This is a genomic window from Riemerella columbina DSM 16469 (genome assembly GCF_000374405.1).
Lineage (GTDB): Bacteria > Bacteroidota > Bacteroidia > Flavobacteriales > Weeksellaceae > Riemerella > Riemerella columbina.
Genome location: NZ_KB894241.1, coordinates 1 through 19,945 on the forward strand (window position 1 = coordinate 1; position 19,945 = coordinate 19,945).

The 19,945-nt window shown below is 34.6% G+C and carries 17 protein-coding genes; 10 read left to right on the forward strand and 7 right to left on the reverse strand.

Annotated features, from left to right (window positions below):
- Positions 1–281 (forward strand): integrase core domain-containing protein (locus C237_RS13105; RefSeq protein WP_018675924.1); only part of this gene is annotated, 281 nt, incomplete at its 5' end.
- 198 nt (positions 282–479) lie between these two features.
- Positions 480–1,313: a hypothetical protein gene (locus tag C237_RS0107710; protein WP_026315573.1), complete on the forward strand. Its 834-nt coding sequence runs from the start codon at positions 480–482 to the stop codon at positions 1,311–1,313.
- A 171-nt stretch (positions 1,314–1,484) separates the two neighbouring features.
- On the opposite strand, the gene C237_RS0107715 is transcribed toward C237_RS0107710, so the two are convergent.
- Positions 1,485–2,492 (reverse strand): ligase-associated DNA damage response exonuclease, encoded by a 1,008-nt coding sequence (locus tag C237_RS0107715; RefSeq protein WP_018675926.1) that lies wholly within the window; start codon positions 2,490–2,492, stop codon positions 1,485–1,487.
- Between the two features lie 187 nt (positions 2,493–2,679).
- On the opposite strand from C237_RS0107715, the gene dnaK reads away from it, so the two are divergent.
- From dnaK to C237_RS0107760, 8 genes are all read left to right on the forward strand, one after another.
- Positions 2,680–4,587, forward strand: coding sequence for a molecular chaperone DnaK (gene dnaK / locus C237_RS0107720; RefSeq protein WP_018675927.1), 1,908 nt, complete (start codon positions 2,680–2,682; stop codon positions 4,585–4,587).
- A gap of 254 nt (positions 4,588–4,841) precedes the next feature.
- Positions 4,842–7,850, forward strand: a complete 3,009-nt coding sequence (locus tag C237_RS0107725; protein WP_018675928.1) for a type I restriction endonuclease subunit R — start codon at positions 4,842–4,844, stop codon at positions 7,848–7,850.
- The gene (locus C237_RS14730) at positions 7,837–9,090 is read left to right on the forward strand and encodes a restriction endonuclease subunit S (protein ID WP_018675929.1); all 1,254 of its coding nucleotides are present in this window, start codon (positions 7,837–7,839) and stop codon (positions 9,088–9,090) included. Before C237_RS0107725 ends, C237_RS14730 begins: the two co-directional genes overlap by 14 nt.
- Before the next feature lie 29 nt (positions 9,091–9,119).
- The gene (locus tag C237_RS0107735; RefSeq protein ID WP_018675930.1) at positions 9,120–9,338 is read left to right on the forward strand and encodes a hypothetical protein; all 219 of its coding nucleotides are present in this window, start codon (positions 9,120–9,122) and stop codon (positions 9,336–9,338) included.
- A 12-nt stretch (positions 9,339–9,350) separates the two neighbouring features.
- Positions 9,351–10,475, forward strand: a complete 1,125-nt coding sequence (locus C237_RS0107740) for an AAA family ATPase (protein WP_018675931.1) — start codon at positions 9,351–9,353, stop codon at positions 10,473–10,475.
- Positions 10,476–10,488: 13 nt separating this feature from the next.
- Positions 10,489–12,105, forward strand: a complete 1,617-nt coding sequence (locus tag C237_RS0107745; RefSeq protein ID WP_018675932.1) for a type I restriction-modification system subunit M — start codon at positions 10,489–10,491, stop codon at positions 12,103–12,105.
- A gap of 4 nt (positions 12,106–12,109) precedes the next feature.
- Positions 12,110–12,937: a GIY-YIG nuclease family protein gene (locus tag C237_RS0107750; protein ID WP_018675933.1), complete on the forward strand. Its 828-nt coding sequence runs from the start codon at positions 12,110–12,112 to the stop codon at positions 12,935–12,937.
- Between the two features lie 374 nt (positions 12,938–13,311).
- Positions 13,312–13,998, forward strand: a complete 687-nt coding sequence (locus C237_RS0107760; RefSeq protein WP_018675935.1) for an IS256 family transposase, variant Zn-binding type — start codon at positions 13,312–13,314, stop codon at positions 13,996–13,998.
- Between the two features lie 265 nt (positions 13,999–14,263).
- On the opposite strand, the gene C237_RS0107765 is transcribed toward C237_RS0107760, so the two are convergent.
- The 6 genes from C237_RS0107765 to C237_RS0107790 form a co-directional block, all read right to left on the reverse strand.
- Positions 14,264–14,566, reverse strand: a complete 303-nt coding sequence (locus C237_RS0107765) for a hypothetical protein (protein ID WP_018675936.1) — start codon at positions 14,564–14,566, stop codon at positions 14,264–14,266.
- A gap of 24 nt (positions 14,567–14,590) precedes the next feature.
- Positions 14,591–16,774 carry a glycine betaine ABC transporter substrate-binding protein gene (locus C237_RS13115; RefSeq protein ID WP_018675937.1) on the reverse strand — a complete coding sequence of 728 codons (2,184 nt, stop codon included), beginning with the start codon at positions 16,772–16,774 and terminating at the stop codon, positions 14,591–14,593.
- Positions 16,775–16,919: 145 nt separating this feature from the next.
- Positions 16,920–18,077, reverse strand: a complete 1,158-nt coding sequence (locus tag C237_RS13955) for a DUF4062 domain-containing protein (protein WP_018675938.1) — start codon at positions 18,075–18,077, stop codon at positions 16,920–16,922.
- A 272-nt stretch (positions 18,078–18,349) separates the two neighbouring features.
- Positions 18,350–18,760 carry a hydroxyisourate hydrolase gene (gene uraH / locus C237_RS0107780; RefSeq protein ID WP_018675939.1) on the reverse strand — a complete coding sequence of 137 codons (411 nt, stop codon included), beginning with the start codon at positions 18,758–18,760 and terminating at the stop codon, positions 18,350–18,352.
- 34 nt (positions 18,761–18,794) lie between these two features.
- Positions 18,795–19,571: a substrate-binding domain-containing protein gene (locus C237_RS0107785; protein ID WP_018675940.1), complete on the reverse strand. Its 777-nt coding sequence runs from the start codon at positions 19,569–19,571 to the stop codon at positions 18,795–18,797.
- Between the two features lie 93 nt (positions 19,572–19,664).
- Positions 19,665–19,945: integrase core domain-containing protein (locus C237_RS0107790; RefSeq protein ID WP_018675924.1), on the reverse strand; the 281-nt coding region annotated here is incomplete at its 5' end.

Sequence of the window (19,945 nt, forward strand, 5' to 3'; positions counted from 1 at the left end):
GAATGGTAGAAAGAGTAAACGGAACTATTAAAAACCATACGATTCTTAAAAATCAATATCTAAATGTATCTGAATTATATCAAGATTTTGCTCAATTCTTCTCCTACTACAACCTCTACAGAAGACACGGTTCACTTAGGAAGGAACTTAAGGTTAAAACTCCGATACAAGCCATCGAAAAGTGGTTCGAATTAAAACCTGAAATTTTTAGAATAAATCCTAAAATATTTGAACAAAAAATTATATCTTTACAAAACAATTTTGACCAACTTCATCTATAACCTTGTGAAACTTGACAAATAAGTATTAAAAGAATGAGAAAAAGAGCCGTATTTGACTTAAACTATCTCGAACAATTATTAAAGTTTTAATGCGTTTGGCCTGGACCTCATGGTTTAGGCATTACATTTTACGACAAAAGTATTTATTTTGATGAACCACATATACGATATGCAAATTGGTTTGAAAATTCTAACGAGTTGTTTCGTAATGAGTGGCGCAAATATTACAAGTCAATCGTTGAAGCATTTGGAGGTAACAAAATTGCATATTTATCTGGTTGTAGTCTTTTAGATAATATATTATATTATCATCACTCATTTAAAAAAGTAGAGAAAAAATTAAAGAAGAACTATGTTGAGCCATTAGAGAATTTTAGTGATGTTTTAAAGTATATGTATGAATATTTTGGTGAACCAAAAGAAAACTATTTTATAGACGATTTTTCAATTCCAATGAATACCCACTATCTATTAGAAAAACTGCTTCCTGAACCAGCGGAATACGATAATATGGGGACTTTTGATGTTAATAAATGTAAAGAAGACTATCATTATTTATTTGATGTTCTTTTTACGGAAGAGTATATGATGCATAAAAAAGAAAATAACCGTATTTATTTTTGTCATTTAGCGTACAGAGATGATTTGTTTGTAATGAGAACAGGAGAGATTGGTAAAGAAGATACTAGTGAAATAGTGATTGATAGTGAAATGCCATTCAAGTTTAAGAAAATTTATTACGAAATAAAGGAACAAGGTTTTACCTCAACCTTATTAAAGAATTATGATATTGAACTTGATGAAAGCGATGATGATTATGAGAATTATTGGAGTTTTATAGATAAATTAAGACATGAAATAATTCTAAGAGGTATTGGACTCTCTGATGTTGAATCTTCGGAAAACTTTTATGTGGTGAAGAAAAAATTATTTTTAAAGGTTTTGGTTGATTTATTAGAAAAAGAAAGTAAACCTCCCAAACTTAAAATATACGATTGGATTAAGGATAAACACATATTTTATAATTGCTAATTACTTATCCACTCCCACCGCGTGAGGGCAGAGGGCATTGTTGGAGTTCCTTTTTTTGTTACATTTCGACACTACGCTCAATGAGACAAAAAAAGAACGACTGCCCGCAGACCGATGCTCTGCCTTTCCTAAAAAAAGGCAGAGGGGCACGCCCAAAAAAATGGTATCATTTTATTCTTTGTTTTCTGATGGTTCTTCGGTTTCATCGCCGTATTCGGTTTTGAGTTCGTGAGCATTGATGCCAATTTCATTGAGGTATTTGGAAAAAATGTGGGTGGATCCGTGTGTGACATAGACTTCTTGGGCTTCGGTAGCTCTGACGGCTTGGATGAGTCCGTCCCAGTCGGCGTGGTCGCTGATGGCAAAACCTGCATCTACGGATTTCCAACGGCGATTGCCTCGAATTTGCATCCAACCAGAGCATATGGCAGTGGTGCCGTTGGGGATTTTTTTAATCATATTTGAGCCGATGAGGGCGGGTGGTACTACAACGATTTGCCCTTGCATTTCTTTGCGATTTTGCCAGTCGATACGCTGGTAATCGGGTAATTGTAAGTCGGATGCCGCTATGGCTTGGTTGGTATGGTCAATGGAATTGTGTACGAAAATTTTGCCGAATCCTTCGACTAATTTCATGATGCGTTGGGCTTTTCCTAAGGAATAACTAATGAGAATACTGGTTTTTTGGTTTTGTTGGTTCTTTTCAATCCAATCGTGTAGAGTTTGTCGATACACTTCGTTTTTTTTCCATTCGTAAATGGGTAATCCAAAGGTAGATTCGGTAATAAATATATCGCATTTTACGGGTTCGAAAGGGGTACTCATTCCATCAGCATCGACTTTATAATCGCCGCTGAATACAATGACTTGTCCTTTGTATTCCATACGAATTTGTGAAGAACCTACGAGGTGTCCCGCAGGATGCAAACTGACTTTGACTCCATTGATTATAATAAGTTCGTCATAATCGATACTCGATACATTGATGTCTTTGCCAATGTGGTGTTTGAGAATAGGTAGGATGTAATGATGACAGAGGTATTTTTTCATTCCCCAACGGGCATGATCGGCATGAGCGTGACTAATAATCGCATGATTGATGGGTTTCCACGGATCTAAATAGAATTTGCCTGGAATGCAATAGATGCCCTTGTCGGTAAATTTTATAAACTTCTTCATCGAATGGTATCTCAAATAATTTGACAAAGTCGTTCGACAATACTTCTATTTTTAGGCAATGGTCGCTTAAAAATAGAAACTTCATTTTTACAAATATGACATTTTGACACAAAAAGTCCCATGGCATATTCTTGGTGAATTAGGAAGCGTAAGCATTTAATATTAACAAAAAATTAGAAATAAAGATATGAGTAAAATTATTGGAATTGACTTAGGTACTACAAACTCTTGTGTATCTGTAATGGAAGGTAAAGATCCTGTAGTAATCCCTAACGCAGAAGGGAAAAGAACTACCCCATCTATTATAGCATTTACAGAAGATGGAGAAAGAAAAGTAGGAGACCCTGCCAAAAGACAGGCGGTAACTAACCCTAAAAATACAGTATATTCAATTAAGAGATTTATTGGTACCCATTTTAAAAATGATCAAAAAGAAATCGCTAGAGTACCTTATCAAGTAGTAGAAGGTCCTAATGATTCTGTAAAGGTAAAAATTAACGATAGAGAATATACACCGCAAGAAATCTCTGCGATGATTCTTCAAAAAATGAAGAAAACTGCTGAAGATTATCTAGGACAAGAAGTGACTAGAGCGGTAATTACAGTACCAGCTTACTTTAACGATGAGCAAAGACAAGCCACTAAAGATGCTGGTGAAATTGCTGGTCTTAAAGTGGAAAGAATCATCAACGAGCCTACTGCGGCGGCGTTAGCTTATGGTTTAGATAAAAAAGATAAAGACCAAAAAGTAGCAGTATACGACCTTGGTGGTGGTACATTCGATATCTCTATCCTAGAATTAGGGGATGGTGTATTTGAAGTATTATCCACTAACGGAGATACCCACTTAGGTGGTGATGACTTTGATGATGTAATCATCGACTGGTTAGCAGATGAATTTAAAAGCGAAGAAGGTGTAGACCTTAAAGCTGATGCGATTGCCCTTCAAAGATTAAAAGAAGCCGCTGAAAAAGCAAAAATTGAATTATCAGCATCGCCACAAACGGAAATTAACTTACCATACATCACCGCTACTGCATCTGGACCTAAGCACTTAGTAAAAACTTTATCTAGAGCGAAGTTCGAGCAGTTATCAGCGGATTTAGTAAAGCGTTCTATGGAGCCTTGTAAAAAAGCCCTTCAAGATGCTGGGTTATCCACTTCTGATATCGATGAAGTAATCTTAGTAGGTGGTTCTACAAGAATCCCAGTGATCCAAGAAGAAGTAGAAAAATTCTTCGGTAAAAAACCATCTAAAGGGGTAAACCCAGACGAAGTAGTGGCTATTGGTGCAGCTATCCAAGGTGGGGTATTAACTGGCGATGTAAAAGATGTATTGCTTCTAGATGTAACGCCTCTATCATTAGGTATCGAAACTATGGGTAGCGTATTTACAAAATTAATCGAAGCGAATACTACTATTCCAACTAAGAAATCGGAAGTGTTCTCTACCGCTGCGGATAACCAACCAGCCGTAAGCATTAGAGTCGGACAAGGGGAAAGACCAATGTTCAACGATAATAAAGAGATTGGTAGATTTGAACTTACTGATATTCCACCAGCGCCAAGAGGAGTGCCTCAAATTGAAGTAACCTTTGATATTGATGCTAACGGTATCTTAAGCGTATCGGCTAAGGATAAAGGAACTGGTAAAGAGCAGTCGATTAAAATCCAAGCCTCTTCTGGATTGTCTGATGAGGAAATCGAAAAAATGAAGAAGGAAGCTCAGGAAAACTCTGCGGCAGATGCTAAGAGAAAAGAAGAAGCGGATTTAATCAACAAAGCAGATGGTCAAATCTTCCAAACTGAGAAGCAATTGAAAGAGTTTGGTGATAAGATTTCTGGCGATAAAAAATCGGCTATTGAAACCGCAGCTGCAGAATTAAAAACTGCTTTTGAAGCTAAAGATATGGAAGCGATTAAAACAAAATCTGAAGCCTTAGATGCGGCTTGGATGGCTGCTTCTGAAGAACTTTACAAAGCTCAAGCAGATGCACAGCAAGCAGGTGGCACAGATATGGACGGTAATCCTAATGCTGGCGGTACTGATGGTGCAGATGATGTACAAGACGCAGACTTCGAAGAAGTAAAATAAGTTTACGAAACTTTAAATATCAAATCGCAGTAGGAATTATTCTTACTGCGATTTTATTTTGGATAATTTATGCTACATAATAAAATATTTTTAATGTAAGTTAGATTAGGTTTCCTTTTTTATATATTTATAATCAGGAAAAGTATATTTACGAGGTATTTTATGAAAAAAATTAGAATAAAGAAAAAAATCAGTAATTTTGTTTCACCTAAAACAATAGTATTTTTTAAAGATTTTTATCTCAAACTGAATTAATGAACAAAGAAAGTCAATTAGAAACACAACTAATCAACAAATTAGAGGAATTAAAGTATACCTATCGTCCTGATATAGTAGATAGAAAAAGTCTTGAACAGAACTTTAAATCAAAGTTTGAAGAACTTAATAGAGTGAATCTTTCAGATAGTGAGTTCTTCCGTTTACGAGAAGAAATCATCACGGCAGATGTGTTTAAGGCTTCTAAGATGCTTCGTGAACCCAATTATTTCCAAAGAGAAGATGGTACACCTCTTAACTATACTTTAGTCAATATAAAAGATTGGTGCAAGAATCACTATGAGGTTGTAAATCAACTGCGTATCAATACCGAAAACAGCAATCATCGGTATGATGTGATTTTGCTCGTCAATGGTTTACCTTTGGTTCAGATAGAACTTAAACGCGTAGATATTTCGCCTCGTAAAGCAATGCAACAAATCGTAGATTATAAAAATGATGTAGGCAACGGCTATATCAATTCGTTACTATGCTTTATGCAATTATTCATTGTGAGCAATGGCAATAAAACGATGTATTTTTCTAATAACAAAAATCAGCATTTTGCCTTTAATTCTGATGAGCGTTTTTTGCCAATTTATGAGTTAGCAGATGAAAGCAATAAGAAAATTAACTATTTAGATGATTTCTCTGATAGATTTCTGAAAAAATGTTCCCTTGTCGAAATGATAAGCAAGTATATGGTACTGGTAGAGAGTGAACAGAAAATTCTCATTATGCGTCCGTATCAGATTTATGCGGTTAAAGCTATTGTGGATTGTATTCATCAAAATCGTGGAAACGGTTATATTTGGCATACTACAGGGAGCGGGAAAACTCTTACCTCATTCAAAGCATCTACTTTGCTTAAAAATAATCCTGATATTGAAAAATGTTTGTTTGTCGTAGATAGAAAAGACCTTGATAGACAGACTCGCGAAGAGTTTAATAAATTTCAAGAAGGCAGTGTAGAAGAGAATACAAACACAGAAACCTTAGTGAAGCGTTTACTTTCTACCGACTATGCCGATAAAGTTATTGTAACCACAATTCAGAAATTAGGGTTGGCGTTAGATGGTAATCAAAAGAAAAACTACAAAGAGCGACTAAAACCTCTGAGCGACCAACGCTTGGTATTTATTTTTGATGAATGCCACCGTTCGCAGTTTGGAGATAATCATAAAGCAATCAAAGAATTTTTTCCTAAAGCCCAACTTTTTGGCTTTACGGGAACCCCTATTTTTGAGGATAACGCTACCTATGTCAATAGAGAAGGAGAAGAAGCCTCATACAAAACTACCAAAGATATTTTTGAGAAACAACTACACGCCTATACCATTACTCACGCAATAGATGATGGCAATGTATTGCGTTTTCACATTGATTACTACAAAGGCGAAGGAGAGAAAAAGGCAAAACCTGGAGAACCCGTGGCCAAGCAGGCTGTTGTTCAAACCATATTAGAAAAACATAATGATGCGACCAATTTAAGAAAATTCAATGCGGTATTTGCTACCTCTTCTATCAATGATGCGATTGAATATTTCAACCTATTCAAAGCAATTCAAAAGAAAAAACAAGAGGAAGACAAGCATTATACCCCGCTCAACATTGCGTGTGTATTCTCTCCGCCTACCATACAATCAAAAGATGGAGAAAAAGAAAATCAAAAAAACATCAATGATATAAAGCAAATACAGGAAGATTTACCGCAAGAAAAATTAGATAACCAAACTGAACCCGAAGAAAAGAAAAAGGCTCTAATGGCAATTATTGAGGATTATAATAAGCAGTATAGAACCAACCATAGCATTAACGAGTTTGATTTGTATTATCAAGATATTCAAAAGAGAATCAAAGACCAACAATATAGCAATAAAGATTATCCACACCGAAACAAGATAGACATTGTCATCGTGGTAGATATGCTACTAACGGGCTTTGACTCTAAGTACCTCAATACGCTATATGTAGATAAGAACCTTAAATACCACGGATTGATACAAGCCTTTTCGCGTACCAACCGCGTACTGAACGACACCAAACCATACGGTAATATTTTAGACTTCCGTTCGCAACAGGCAAGTGTAAACGAAGCCATTGCCTTATTCTCTGGCGAAGATAGTGGTAGAGCCAAAGAAATTTGGTTGGTAGAGTCTGCCCCTAAGGTAATTGAAAAATACCAAAGAGCTATTGCAGAGTTAGACGACTTTATGAAAGGGCAAGATTTGCAAACCACCCCCGAAGATGTGTATAACCTGAAAGGAGATAGTGCAAGGATAACTTTTGTAAAAACATTCAAAGAAATACAACGCCTCAAAACACAATTAGACCAATATACCGATTTGGACGAGGAGCAAAAAGAACAGATAGAAACCTTGCTACCTAAGGAAACCCTATTGGAGTTTAGGAGTTCGTATATGGAAACCGCCAAAAAACTCAAAACTAAGCAAGGAAAAGGAGAAGAAGAAACCTCACCCGAGTTAGAAGAACTCGATTTTGAGTTCGTACTCTTTGCTTCTGCCATTATAGATTATGATTACATTATGAATCTGGTAGCGGATAGTACACAGAAAGAACCTACCAAGCAAAAAATGACCAAGGAGCAGATTAAGCGCTTGCTTAGTTCCACCTCCAATATGCCGAATGAAAAAGAAGACTTAACCGAGTTTTTTGATGTATTGGACTGGAGCAGAGGCTATGAAGCCGAGGAACTCAAACAGCGTTTTGAAGACTTTGTAATAGAAAAGAAAAACAAAGCCTTGATGACTATTGCTACAAAACATAACCTCCCTATTACCGACCTAAAAGCCTTTGTAGAGCGCGTGATAGAACGCAAGATATTTGACGGCGAAGAACTAACCGACCTATTAGCTCCATTAGGCTTAGGTTGGAAAGAACGAGGCAAAAAAGAATTAGCCTTAATGGAAGACTTAATACCCGAGCTAAAAAAATTAGTCGGCGAAAACAACGAAATCTCAGGACTAAAAGCGTATGAACAAAACTAAACACACCCATATCCCCGAACTGCGTTTCCCCGAATTTAAAAATGATGGGGCGTGGGAGGAAAAAACTTTGAATAATTTAGCCAAATATCGTAGAGGTAGTTTTCCTCAACCATATGGTTCTCCAGAATGGTACGATGAAGTAAATGGATTTCCTTTTGTTCAAGTTTATGATGTTGATGAAAATCTAAGATTAAAAGCACAAACAAAAAATAAGATAAGTAAAGTTGCAGCAGAGCAGAGCGTATTTATTCCAAAAGAAACAATTATAATTACATTGCAAGGGTCTATCGGAAGGGTTGCAATTACACAATATGATGCTTATGTAGACAGAACACTTTTACTTTTTGAAGAGTTTAATAAACCAATTGACAAAGTTTTTTTTGCATATACTCTACAGCTTTTGTTTAATATTGAGAAACAAAAAGCTCCTGGAGGTATTATTAAAACTATAACTAAAGAAGTACTAAGTGATTTTATTGTAAACTTACCCTCATTAAAAGAACAACAAAAAATAGCGGCTTGTCTTTCTTCGTTAGATGAGTTAATAGAGGGGCATAGCCAAAAATTAGAATTATTAGAAGAGCATAAAAAAGGCTTATTACAAAACCTATTCCCACAAAAAGGCAAAAAACAACCCGCCTACCGCTTCCCCAAATTTAAAAATGACGGCGATTGGGAGGAGAAGAAAGTTGGAGAAATATGTAATGTATTTAGGGGACAATCCTTTTCAAAATCAGATATTACTCCTGAAGGATCTGAATTGTGTATACATTATGGAGAATTGTTTACATTATATAATGAAGTAATTTATTCTATTATTTCTAAAACCAATAAAGTAAATGGAATTAGAGGAGAAGTTGGAGATATTTTAATGCCAAGTTCAGATGTTACTCCTTCTGGGTTAGCAAAGGCATCTGCATTAGAGGTAGAGAATGTTATATTAGGTGGAGATATTAATATTTTAAGACCTAAAATTTTAATCAATTCTATATTTTTAAGTTATTTGATAAATTTTTCTAAACAAGAAATTTTAAAGTATGTTTCAGGAACAACTGTTAAGCATATTTATTCAAGTGAGATAGTTAAATGTAAATTGATATTAACATCTAACCCAAAAGAACAACAAAAAATAGCGGCTTGTCTTTCTTCGTTAGATGAGTTAATCAAAGAACAGAAGCAAAAAATAGAACAACTTAAGCAACATAAAAGGGGCTTAATGCAAAAGTTGTTTGTTAAATAACAAGCGTAGCAAGGGAAAATGTAATTGCAATGGGTAAAAATGCAAATGTAATAGGGGAAAATGCAAATGCAACAGGGAGAAACGCAGTTGTAACGGGGGAAAATATAAATGTAATGGGTAAAAACGCAAATGTAACGGAAAAAAATGCAAATGTAACAGGGGGAAACGCAAATGCAACAGGGGAAAATATAAATGTGATGGGAGAAAATATAAATGTAACAAGGAGTACAAAAATTATTTATAAATAATAGGACATATATATGGCTAAAAAGAAATATAAATATAAGAACTTAAAAGATGTAGCGGTAAGACTGAAAGATGATTTAAACAATACTGATTTTGTACTTCTATATGCATATAATGGCACAGGGAAGACACGGCTTTCTATGGAGTTCAAAGATATTTTTAAAAAGAGAGAGAAAAACCCCCAAGCAGAAACTTTATATTATAATGCTTATACAGAAGACCTTTTTCATTGGAATAATGATCTCGAAAATGATACAGAAAGATATTTAACAATCAACAAAGATTCTCAGTTTTTTGATGGGTTTAAAGAACTAGCGTTAGAAGAAAAGATCTTTAATTTTTTAGAACGATATGCAGATTTTGATTTCATTATAGATTATGATAATTGGAGAGTTCTTTTCAAAAAACAAATTCCAAATCCTGAGTATAAACACGATGATACACAACCTGAATATATAGTTCAGGAGAATATAAAAATATCAAGAGGAGAAGAGAATATTTTTATTTGGTGCGTATTCTTAGCAATAGCAGAATTGGCAATAGATGATGATAAAAACACTGGTCCTTATAACTGGGTAAAATATTTTTACATAGATGACCCTATTTCGTCGCTCGATGATAATAATGCTATTGGAGTTGCGAGCGATTTGGCTAAACTTTTAAAACGAGGTAAAGGTAAAATAAAAACAGTAATATCATCACACCATTCATTATTTTATAATGTAATCTATAATGAGCTAAGAAGTATAGGGCATAAAAGTCATTTTTTACATAAAAATGGGAACGAAGGTTATATTTTACAATCTACTAATGATACGCCATTCTTTCATCATATAGCTTTATTAAGTGAGTTAAAAATAGCCTCCGAAACTAATGTTATTAAAACCTATCATTTCAATACACTAAGGGGAATTTTAGAAAAAACTTCTACATTTTTTGGCTATGATGATTTCTCGGATTGTATAAAAGATATGGAAGACGAGCCTCTTTTTTCTCGTGCATTAAATTTATTAAGCCATGGTAAATATTCCATTTATTCCCCCCAAGAAATGAATCAAGATAACAAAGAATTGTTTAAAAAAATACTGAAGACCTTTTTAGATAAATATGAATTTCAAATACCTGATATATTAGGATAATTTACAAGATAATATGACACAAAAAGCACAACAAGAATTAGGAAAAACCCTTTGGAATATAGCCAATAGCCTAAGAGGCGCAATGAATGCCGATGATTTTCGCGATTATATGCTCTCATTTCTATTTTTAAGATACCTTTCTGATAACTATGAGGAGGCGGCACAAAAAGAATTAGGGAGCGATTATCCTCAATTAGAAAAGGAAGACAACCGCACCCCTTTGGATATTTGGTACAAAGAAAATTCGGAAGATATTGCAATGTTTGAAAAGCAAATGCGTCGCAAGGTACATTATATCATCAAGCCACAGTATCTATGGAGTAGTATTGCCGAGATGGCGCGCCAGCAAAGCAGTGATTTGCTAAGCACCTTAGAAGAAGGCTTTAGATACATCGAAAACGAATCATTTGAAAGTACTTTTCAGGGGTTATTTTCAGACATCAATCTTAATTCTGAGAAATTAGGGAAGAATTACAGCGAAAGAAACGAAAAACTCTGCAAGGTTATCCAAAAGATAGCTGAAGGAATTACCAATTTTTCTACCGATACTGATACCTTGGGCGATGCATACGAGTATTTAATTGGGCAATTTGCTGCGGGTTCCGGTCAAAAAGCGGGAGAATTTTACACTCCTCAACAAGTATCTACCATACTTTCGGAAATCGTAACCTTAGACTGTCAAGACCCCACTACGGGTAAAAAAAAGAAACTGAATAAAGTTTTGGATTTTGCTTGTGGTTCGGGTTCATTATTGCTTAATGTAAGGCGAAGAATCAAAGACAATGGTGGGAACATTCATAAAATCTATGGACAAGAAAAAAATATTACTACCTACAATCTTGCCCGAATGAATATGCTTCTACACGGAATGAAAGATACCGAGTTCGAGATATTTCACGGAGACACTTTGCTCAATCAGTGGGATATACTCAGCGAAATGAATCCCGCTAAAAAAGTAGAGTTTGATGCCATTGTAGCCAATCCACCTTTTAGTTTGCGTTGGGAACCCAACGACACCCTTGCCGATGATTTTCGATTTAAAAACTACGGTTTAGCTCCAAAGTCAGCCGCTGATTTCGCTTTTTTGCTTCACGGCTTTCATTTCTTATCTGCCGAGGGAACGATGGCAATTATTCTTCCGCATGGGGTTTTATTTAGAGGAGGTGCAGAGGAAAGAATTAGAACAAAACTATTAAAGGACAATAATATCGATGCGGTTATTGGCTTGCCTTCCAATTTATTCTATTCCACAGGAATTCCTGTATGTATTTTGGTATTAAAGCGATGTAGAAAGTCTGATGATGTTCTTTTTATCAATGCAAGTGCAGATGGAAATTTCACAAAAGAAAAGAGACAGAATAAATTAGAAGAAGAACATATAGAAAAGGTAGTAGACACTTATCAATACCGAAAAGAACTTGCCCGTTACTCTCGAAGAGTTTCAATGGAAGAAATAGAAAAAAACGACTATAATCTCAATATTTCTCGCTATGTAAGTACTGCGGAGGAGGAGGCTCCCGTAGATTTAAAAGAAGTACACGACCGATTAAAAACCATTGAGGAAAAAATTATAAAAGCACAAAAAGAACACAATCAATTTTTAAAAGAATTAGGTTTAGAAGAAATATAATACAATGGGGAAAACAGTAACCACTTATTTAGTAGATGGCGACCCAAAAGGGACGCAGTATGTTTTTATTAGTAATAAAATTTGTCAGATGTTTGTGGTGCCTCGTTCTGATCTTAAATATCTGAATATTCAGGAGAAACTACAAAAACCTGCATTCTATATTCTGATAGGAGAAGATGAAAATGCCAAACCACAGGCTTACATTGGTGAGACGGAGAACTTTAGAGAACGCGTAAAAGACCACGATAATAAAAAACCTTTTTGGCAAAAAGCCCTGATTTTTGTATCCAAAGATACAGATATTACAAAAGTAGATGTACAATATCTGGAGCATATTGCCATTGCCCAAGCCAAGGAAGCCAATACTTTTATTTTGAAGGAGAATATACAAGTGCCTAAATGTCCTAATCTACCAGAGCATCAAAAAGATACAATGGATGAGTTTTTTGAGGATATTAAATTTTTAACTTCATTTATGGGCTGTACTATTTTTGAAGTTTCGGAGGCAAAAGAAAGACATTTGTTTTATACCAAAGGGAGAGGTTGTAATGCCAAAGGCTTCTATGATGCCTCCGGATTTACAGTACTAAAAGGTAGTTCTATTGCTAATGATTGTGTTCCCTCATTAAGTTGGAGTGAGAAAAGAGCAAGACTCATAGAGGAATACACTTCTAATATTGGAGGAGCTTTGGTATTAACATCAGATAAAACTTTCTCTAGTCCGAGTACGGCGGCTATATTTTGTTTAGGACGAAATACAAATGGTTGGATTATATGGAAGGATAAAGGCGGCAAAACCTTAGATGAGGTTTATCGGCAAAGTTTGGAGTAATAAATCTAACAGATAAAGAAAATATTTTATAATTTCTGATTTTCTGAAAATCATTTATTAAAAAAAGTAAAATAAGGCTTAATGGACATTTTTTAGGCTCAAAACTCTTGAAATCCTTGCTATCATTAACTTTGTATCCAATCAAAGGTTATGAATAAAAAAAATGCTTTCATTGTGGTAAGAAATTTACCAAGAAAAATGAGTTTGTCAATGGTGTTCAACTCTATAAATGCCAACATTGCGATAAACAATTTTTAGGTGGTCATCGCATCAATAATGACCATCTTTGGGTAGAATATACACCCGAGGAAAACAAACTTATTAACAACTTTCTAAGAAGTATAATTGCTCTGTAAAAACGATACAAAGAAGACTTGATAAAGGTTCAAAAGGTAACAAAACAACCTAGAAAAGTTATCATTTTAATGGATACAACCTACTGGGGAAGAAATTTTGGTGTGATGCTTTTTAAGGATGCAATAACCAAAGAAAACCTTTTAAAATACTATGTTCGGCAAGAAACCAATGCATTATACATTCAAGGAATCAATGAATTAAAATCTTTAGGTTTTCAAATAGCAGGCATTGTGTGTGATGGAAGGAAAGGACTTATTCAATCCTTTGAAGATATTTCTGTACAAATGTGTCAGTTCCACCAAGCGGCAATAATTCGTAGATATTTGACTAAAAATCCAAAGTTAGAGGCTGCTAAGGAGTTAATGCAAGTAGTTGATTTAATGAAGCAAACAGACAAAGAATCTTTTGAAGGTGCATTAGAACTATGGTTTGATAAGTGGAAGGATTTTTTAAATGAAAGAACCATAAATCCTATAACTCAAAAATCATTTTACACACATAAAAGGTTACGCAGTGCTTTTCGAAGTTTAAAACGAAACTTACCTTGGCTTTTTACTTGGTATGATTATATAGAACTTAACATTCCTAATACAACGAACGCTATAGATGGACATTTCGCGGATTTAAAAAACAAACTTCGTAATCACAATGGATTATCTATCCATAGGAAAAAGAAATTTATAGATGAGTTTTTAAAGGCATAAGGCTCTCTAAAAATATCAATGGGTTGACATAACATAAGACAGCCCATTGAATAGACATTTTATATTATCCCTAATAGGTTGCTCTCCAGCAGAGCCTATTTCCGTTTAGATAGACCATACAAAGAAAAGTATTTTTTTATTCAAAAAATGTTTGAAAATAGAGCCTAAAAAATGTCCATTAGAGAACATGTTCTAAAAAACAGCCTAATTTTTGTCCATTATACCAATAATTATATCAATTTATTACTAAGAAAAATAATGTATTTTAATGCGTTTGGCCTGCATGAGGTCCAGAAAAGTCGATATATCTATGAAATCTTTTATCTGTTCTATAAAAATTACAGGAATTTGGCACATATTCCCATTTTTTTTGATTGTTTATACTTCTAATTACATTAGGAGCATTTCTATGATATTCACAATCATGTAATTTATGTAGTCTTATAAATTCTAAATTAGGAATTTCTATTTTATTTAATCGGTAGGTTATTTCTTCCGCTATATCAGTAAACACATCGGGTTCAAAAATAAAATTATGGTTACCTATTACATGTAAATCTACTCCCATTTTTAATTATTATTCTTTTTTATCCTACATCCTCAACACTTCCGTGCTCAATTTTTCCGCTTCCGAGTGCGAATGCGTTACCATGACAAAAGTGGTTTTGAGTTGTTGATGAATTTCTTTAACTAAATCTTGCAATTGTGTTCGAGTATTGGGGTCGAGGGCAGAAAAGGGTTCATCCATGAGTACAATTTTAGGATTATGAGCAATCGCACGAACCACGCCCACTCGTTGTCGTTGACCGCCACTTAATTCGTTGGGAAATTTGTCGAGATGTTCCTTTTTGAGTCCAACTAAGGGTAATAATTCGTGGATGCGAGCCTCTTTATTTTCTATCGTTTCCTTTTCTAAATCTAAGCAATATGCCATATTTTGAAACACGGTAAGGTGTGGAAACAGCGAATTTTCTTGTAACATATAGCCCATCGTTCTTCGCAATCGTACTTGATTTTCAGCGGTAATGATTTCTCCATTGATTTTAATTTGACCACTATCGGGTATCAACAACCGATTGATCAGGCGTAAAAGCGTTGATTTTCCGCAACCACTTTCGCCCGTGATACACAAAAAAGTTTCAGGGAAAATGTTGTATGAAAAATCCTTGATAATCGGCGTGTCGGTGTACGAGAAGGTTATGTTTTCTATGGCTATGATGGGGGGGTATTCATGGGTTGAGGTTTTAAAAAGGTGTTGGACAAATTCGTGAGCCACTTGGGCGACAGACTTTCCTTCGATTTCTACTTGATAGTTAAGTTTTCGCATTTGTTCGGTAGAAATTTGTCCGTTGAGTTGTTGTAAATATTCCACCACTTCAGGATATTGTTCAGCCGTCGTTTGGCGTATGACAATTCCTGCCTCATAATCAGGGAAATAGTGGCGGTTCTCTTCCAAAACTTGCAATTGCATCGATTCAATTTGAGCATCGGTGGTAAAGGCATCAATTGCGGAGACACTTCCTTCTTTTATGGCTTCATAACGCAGGTTGATGTCCATTTCTTTTACTTTGGCAAACTGAAAAGGATAGGCTTTTATCAATCCTTTGTAGGCATCGGGGCGTTCGAAAAAGTCAAACTCTGCACCGAAAGTAAAGTTAGGACTTTGTTGGGCTAAATCGGAAAAAGTTTGAATATTTTTCTCTTGGGCAGTCGATTTTTTAATGGCGAGAGTGTAAGTATTGTTAAACCCAATCAACCCTAACCATTGCATTTGAAACGCCGATTGATACCGCTGATTAAGCGTATCAAAAACAATCGGAACGCCCTCTTGATAGGGTTCTTCGAGCACCGAACGCCACGCGGTACCCGTATATTCCACATACAAATCGATTTCGCCGCGTTGCATTGCAGGATGAATATTGGTCGTACCACCTCCGATTCCAAATTTTCGTGTTACGAAAAGGTCGGTTTTGTCTTCGATAATTTGAGCGATGATTTCCGAAAGTATAAATTGTTCGGTGGTCGGTTTAGATGCCACTACAATGGTTTGTGAACTTTTGCCAGACAAGGGGTTCAAATACACAAATGCTGATACTAACAAGGCAACCAACACACCTGTATTGAGCCATAGCATTCGCTTTTGATGAGGAGTGGCATTGTGTGAAAGTACGCGTTGCAATCGGTGTTTTTTCTCAAAACTGCCTACAAAGAAATCGCCTAAAATCGCAAAAAAGGAAATCCCTAACGAACCGACTAAAATCAGTTGGGTATTCATTGTATTGAGTCCTCGAAAGATGGCTTGTCCCAATCCGCCCGCACCAATCAAAGCGGCTAAACCCGTAAGGGAAATGACCATAACGGTGGTTACACGCAAGGCTGATAAAATACTCGGTGAGGCTAACGGAAAATGAACGCCCCAAAATAATTGTCGGGCATTGACTCCCAAGCCTTTGGCGGCTTCGATATAGTTGTCAGGGACTTCTTTTAATCCTGAATAGGTATTGCGAACGATGGGTAATAGTCCGTATAACATAATGACAATCAAAGCATTTTTGAGACCGATACCGACTAAGGGGATCAACAACCCAAACATCGCAATCGATGGAATGGTATATAAAAAGTTGATGATTGGTAAAATGATTTTGCGAGCGGTTGTATAACGATACACCACCCAACCTAGCACCATACCAACAACTGCCACTGCCACCACCGATACAAAGGATAGCAATAAATGTTCTGAAAATAATTGAAAGAAATAGGTACGCCTTTCCCACATAGTGATTTATATTTTTTCGTAAGATACGATAATTTTTTGGTCTTCTAAACCAAATATTAGCAAGAGTAAAATGTTTAACTATTGGGGAATAGTATTGAATTAGTTTAGTGCATTGTATAACAAATACACCTATATTCTTAATTTTTTAAAATTTAATACTTTTCCTCAGTTCAACAGCTATAGACAGACTGATTTTTAAATTGTCAAGTAATTCTTCCAATTTTATACTTACATTCAGTTTGGCTTTATTTAATTCTTTAGAAATTCTTGGTAAGCTAGTAACTGATTGTAAAAAACTTTCCATTCTTTTTATAGAATGAGCCATTCCATCAATAAGTTCAGATAATGATTGTTCGGTTTCTTCAATTTCATTTTTTTCTAAACTTAAGTCATCTCTAGATATGTTTATCAAATTAGACATAGCATCTATTCCTTTTTCGAAATAATCTTTGAATATTGGGATTTCAGGCTTTATTCGATTAGCATAATTATCCATTACCTTTGCTGTGCGGACAAAGTAGTTTTTTAAAGCTTTTCTACTTATTTGATTACCTGATATATTCATCGCTTTCATTTCAGCTGTTTTTTTGTCCATCTGTTCTCCAATCCATTTTGTGGCTTCAGTAATTCTTGATAAAGATGATGTAGATTCCTGAAAATTATTTTCAATCATTTCTTGATAGTCTATAATTCCATATTCTTCATTTAATATTTCAACATTTAATATTTCATTTTGTTTATTTACATTATAATTTAATTGATGAAACTTTCTTAATTCCATTATTCTTTGAGGAATATGAATCCTTAAAAACTTACTCAATTGTTGAAAATTTTGATATTCCCAATAAAGAACTTTTTTGTTTTTTCCAATATCATTTTTAAAGTTTTTAATTTTTAACAGTTGCTCTGGATTAATATCATCAATAGAAACAGGAGTTGTGTTAAAATAAAAAAGTACCTGTAGAGAATTTGGAGTTTCTAAAAACCTATTATATGCATTTAGAAATTCTTCTTCTGTTCCAGAATTTGCATTATTGGTTGGTGTTCCAAATTTTTTCCAAATTAAACCTATGAATAAATCATAATCATGACCTATATCTGCATTTATTATCTCTTGAGGATGACTAATTGCTATTGCTGGAGCTGAATGTGTCTCCCACTTTAATAATTCTAAATGGATATCATGCTGTTTTCCAAATGTGAGATTCAATTCGTCAATAACCTCTTCAATAGAAATTCTTTCATTGTAAAGATCACTTGGTGAAGCTAAAAATATTTTATATTTTGTAATCGTTGAAGGCATATCCCCAAATTATAGCTAATACACAAATGTACAATTTTTTTATAAAATCTTTCTATAAATTAAATTCTTATTTCAAGATATCTAGCCCATTTTAACAATAGAGAAATTATTTGGTGCTACAGATTGGACTGCCCGTAGACCGACGCTCTGTCTTTCCTAAAAAAAAGCAGAGGGGCACGCCCAAAAAAATCATTAAATTTATCTTGAAATTAAAAAAGCGTTCAAAATATCTTTATTCAGAACACTTTTAATATGAAGGTAAATAAGAGATCTTAATTTCCTCTATAGGTAGAGTACCCAAACGGACTCAATGTGATAGGTACATGGTAATGATTTCCATCTTTAATCTCAAAAATGACTTCAATAAATGGATAAAAACTTTTCTGTCCTAATTTCTCAAAATAAGGTTGTGTAAAGTATGTGAGTTTGTAAATCCCTTGATGATTGATGCCTTTACCTTCTTTTAAGAAATCTTTGATACGTCCATTTTGGTCGGTTACTTTTTCATCAATTGTTACCCAATGATTTTGATTATCCATTTTAGAAAGGCGAATACTCACATTAGGTGCGGGTTGTCCTTGAGTAATGTCTAAAATATGGCTCGACAACTGGTACTTTGCTTCTTGAGCAAAAGTCAGGCTTGTGAAAACAAGCATTAACATCATTAAAATTGTTTTTCTCATAGGTATAAAAAATTAAAAATTAGTTACTGATTTATTATTGTTTTTGGGTAATCCAACCCCATTTTTCAAAGATTGTTTCTGCATAGTGGCTTTTTAAAAAATCTAAAAATGAAGATGCCATATGATGAGGTTGTGTATTCTCTGCTAAAGCAATACCAAAATCTCTATATACTGTATGTACTTCATCCAAGTGGATAAACTCAGCAGTATTAGGGTTCCTCTTTTGCCAAATTTCCCATGTAATCCACACATCAATGGTGTTGTTTTCGAGCCATTTTTTTTGTGCTTGTCCACTATTTTCGGCATAGAAAACGATATTTTTTCGTAGGGCTCTTAGAGATTCTATATTCTTATCCCTACCCGCTATATCTTCCCAAACTCCTGTGAGTCCCGCTCCATTTACCACCATAATGTTGATGTTAGGTTGCTGCAAATCACTCCATTGTTGGATATTTTTAGGATTATTTGGGCGAACTATCAAGCCCGATTTGCGTAAATACAACGGACAAACGCTCTCTTTTATTATAGGTAATTCCTTTTCAAACTGGGTCATCATAAATTCGGAACCGCTGTAGATAAGGTCGGCTTGTGTTTTGGCTTGTTCTTTCCATTGGGCAAAGGGACCTTTGATAACTTTTATAGGAATATTTTGCTTTTTTGAAAACAAATCTGCCACTTCTTTTATCGCTGGATATGGTCCACCGGGATCAAAGATATAGAGTGTGTCATTTTGTATAGGTTCTGTTTGTGCAAATCCCGTTCGGACTACAAAACATACTAAAACGAAAAATATATATTTTATAGATTTCATAATTTTTAATATTGAATATCCTTAATTACACCTATAAGTATTATCTTTGCACTAAATTTAGAAGATAATCCGTATTTGTCAAGTTTCACAAGGTTATAGATGAAGTTGGTCAAAATTGTTTTGTAAAGATATAATTTTTTGTTCAAATATTTTAGGATTTATTCTAAAAATTTCAGGTTTTAATTCGAACCACTTTTCGATGGCTTGTATCGGAGTTTTAACCTTAAGTTCCTTCCTAAGTGAACCGTGTCTTCTGTAGAGGTTGTAGTAGGAGAAGAATTGAGCAAAATCTTGATATAATTCAGATACATTTAGATATTGATTTTTAAGAATCGTATGGTTTTTAATAGTTCCGTTTACTCTTTCTACCATTC

Coding starts and splice junctions, on each gene's coding strand:
- C237_RS0107715 (WP_018675926.1), bottom strand. CDS start 2,492: ATGAAGAAGTTTATAAAATTTACCGACAAGGGCATCTATTGCATTCCA.
- dnaK (WP_018675927.1), top strand. CDS start 2,680: ATGAGTAAAATTATTGGAATTGACTTAGGTACTACAAACTCTTGTGTA.
- C237_RS0107725 (WP_018675928.1), top strand. CDS start 4,842: ATGAACAAAGAAAGTCAATTAGAAACACAACTAATCAACAAATTAGAG.
- C237_RS14730 (WP_018675929.1), top strand. CDS start 7,837: ATGAACAAAACTAAACACACCCATATCCCCGAACTGCGTTTCCCCGAA.
- C237_RS0107735 (WP_018675930.1), top strand. CDS start 9,120: ATGGGTAAAAATGCAAATGTAATAGGGGAAAATGCAAATGCAACAGGG.
- C237_RS0107740 (WP_018675931.1), top strand. CDS start 9,351: ATGGCTAAAAAGAAATATAAATATAAGAACTTAAAAGATGTAGCGGTA.
- C237_RS0107745 (WP_018675932.1), top strand. CDS start 10,489: ATGACACAAAAAGCACAACAAGAATTAGGAAAAACCCTTTGGAATATA.
- C237_RS0107750 (WP_018675933.1), top strand. CDS start 12,110: ATGGGGAAAACAGTAACCACTTATTTAGTAGATGGCGACCCAAAAGGG.
- C237_RS0107765 (WP_018675936.1), bottom strand. CDS start 14,566: ATGGGAGTAGATTTACATGTAATAGGTAACCATAATTTTATTTTTGAA.
- C237_RS13115 (WP_018675937.1), bottom strand. CDS start 16,774: ATGTGGGAAAGGCGTACCTATTTCTTTCAATTATTTTCAGAACATTTA.
- C237_RS13955 (WP_018675938.1), bottom strand. CDS start 18,077: ATGCCTTCAACGATTACAAAATATAAAATATTTTTAGCTTCACCAAGT.
- uraH (WP_018675939.1), bottom strand. CDS start 18,760: ATGAGAAAAACAATTTTAATGATGTTAATGCTTGTTTTCACAAGCCTG.
- C237_RS0107785 (WP_018675940.1), bottom strand. CDS start 19,571: ATGAAATCTATAAAATATATATTTTTCGTTTTAGTATGTTTTGTAGTC.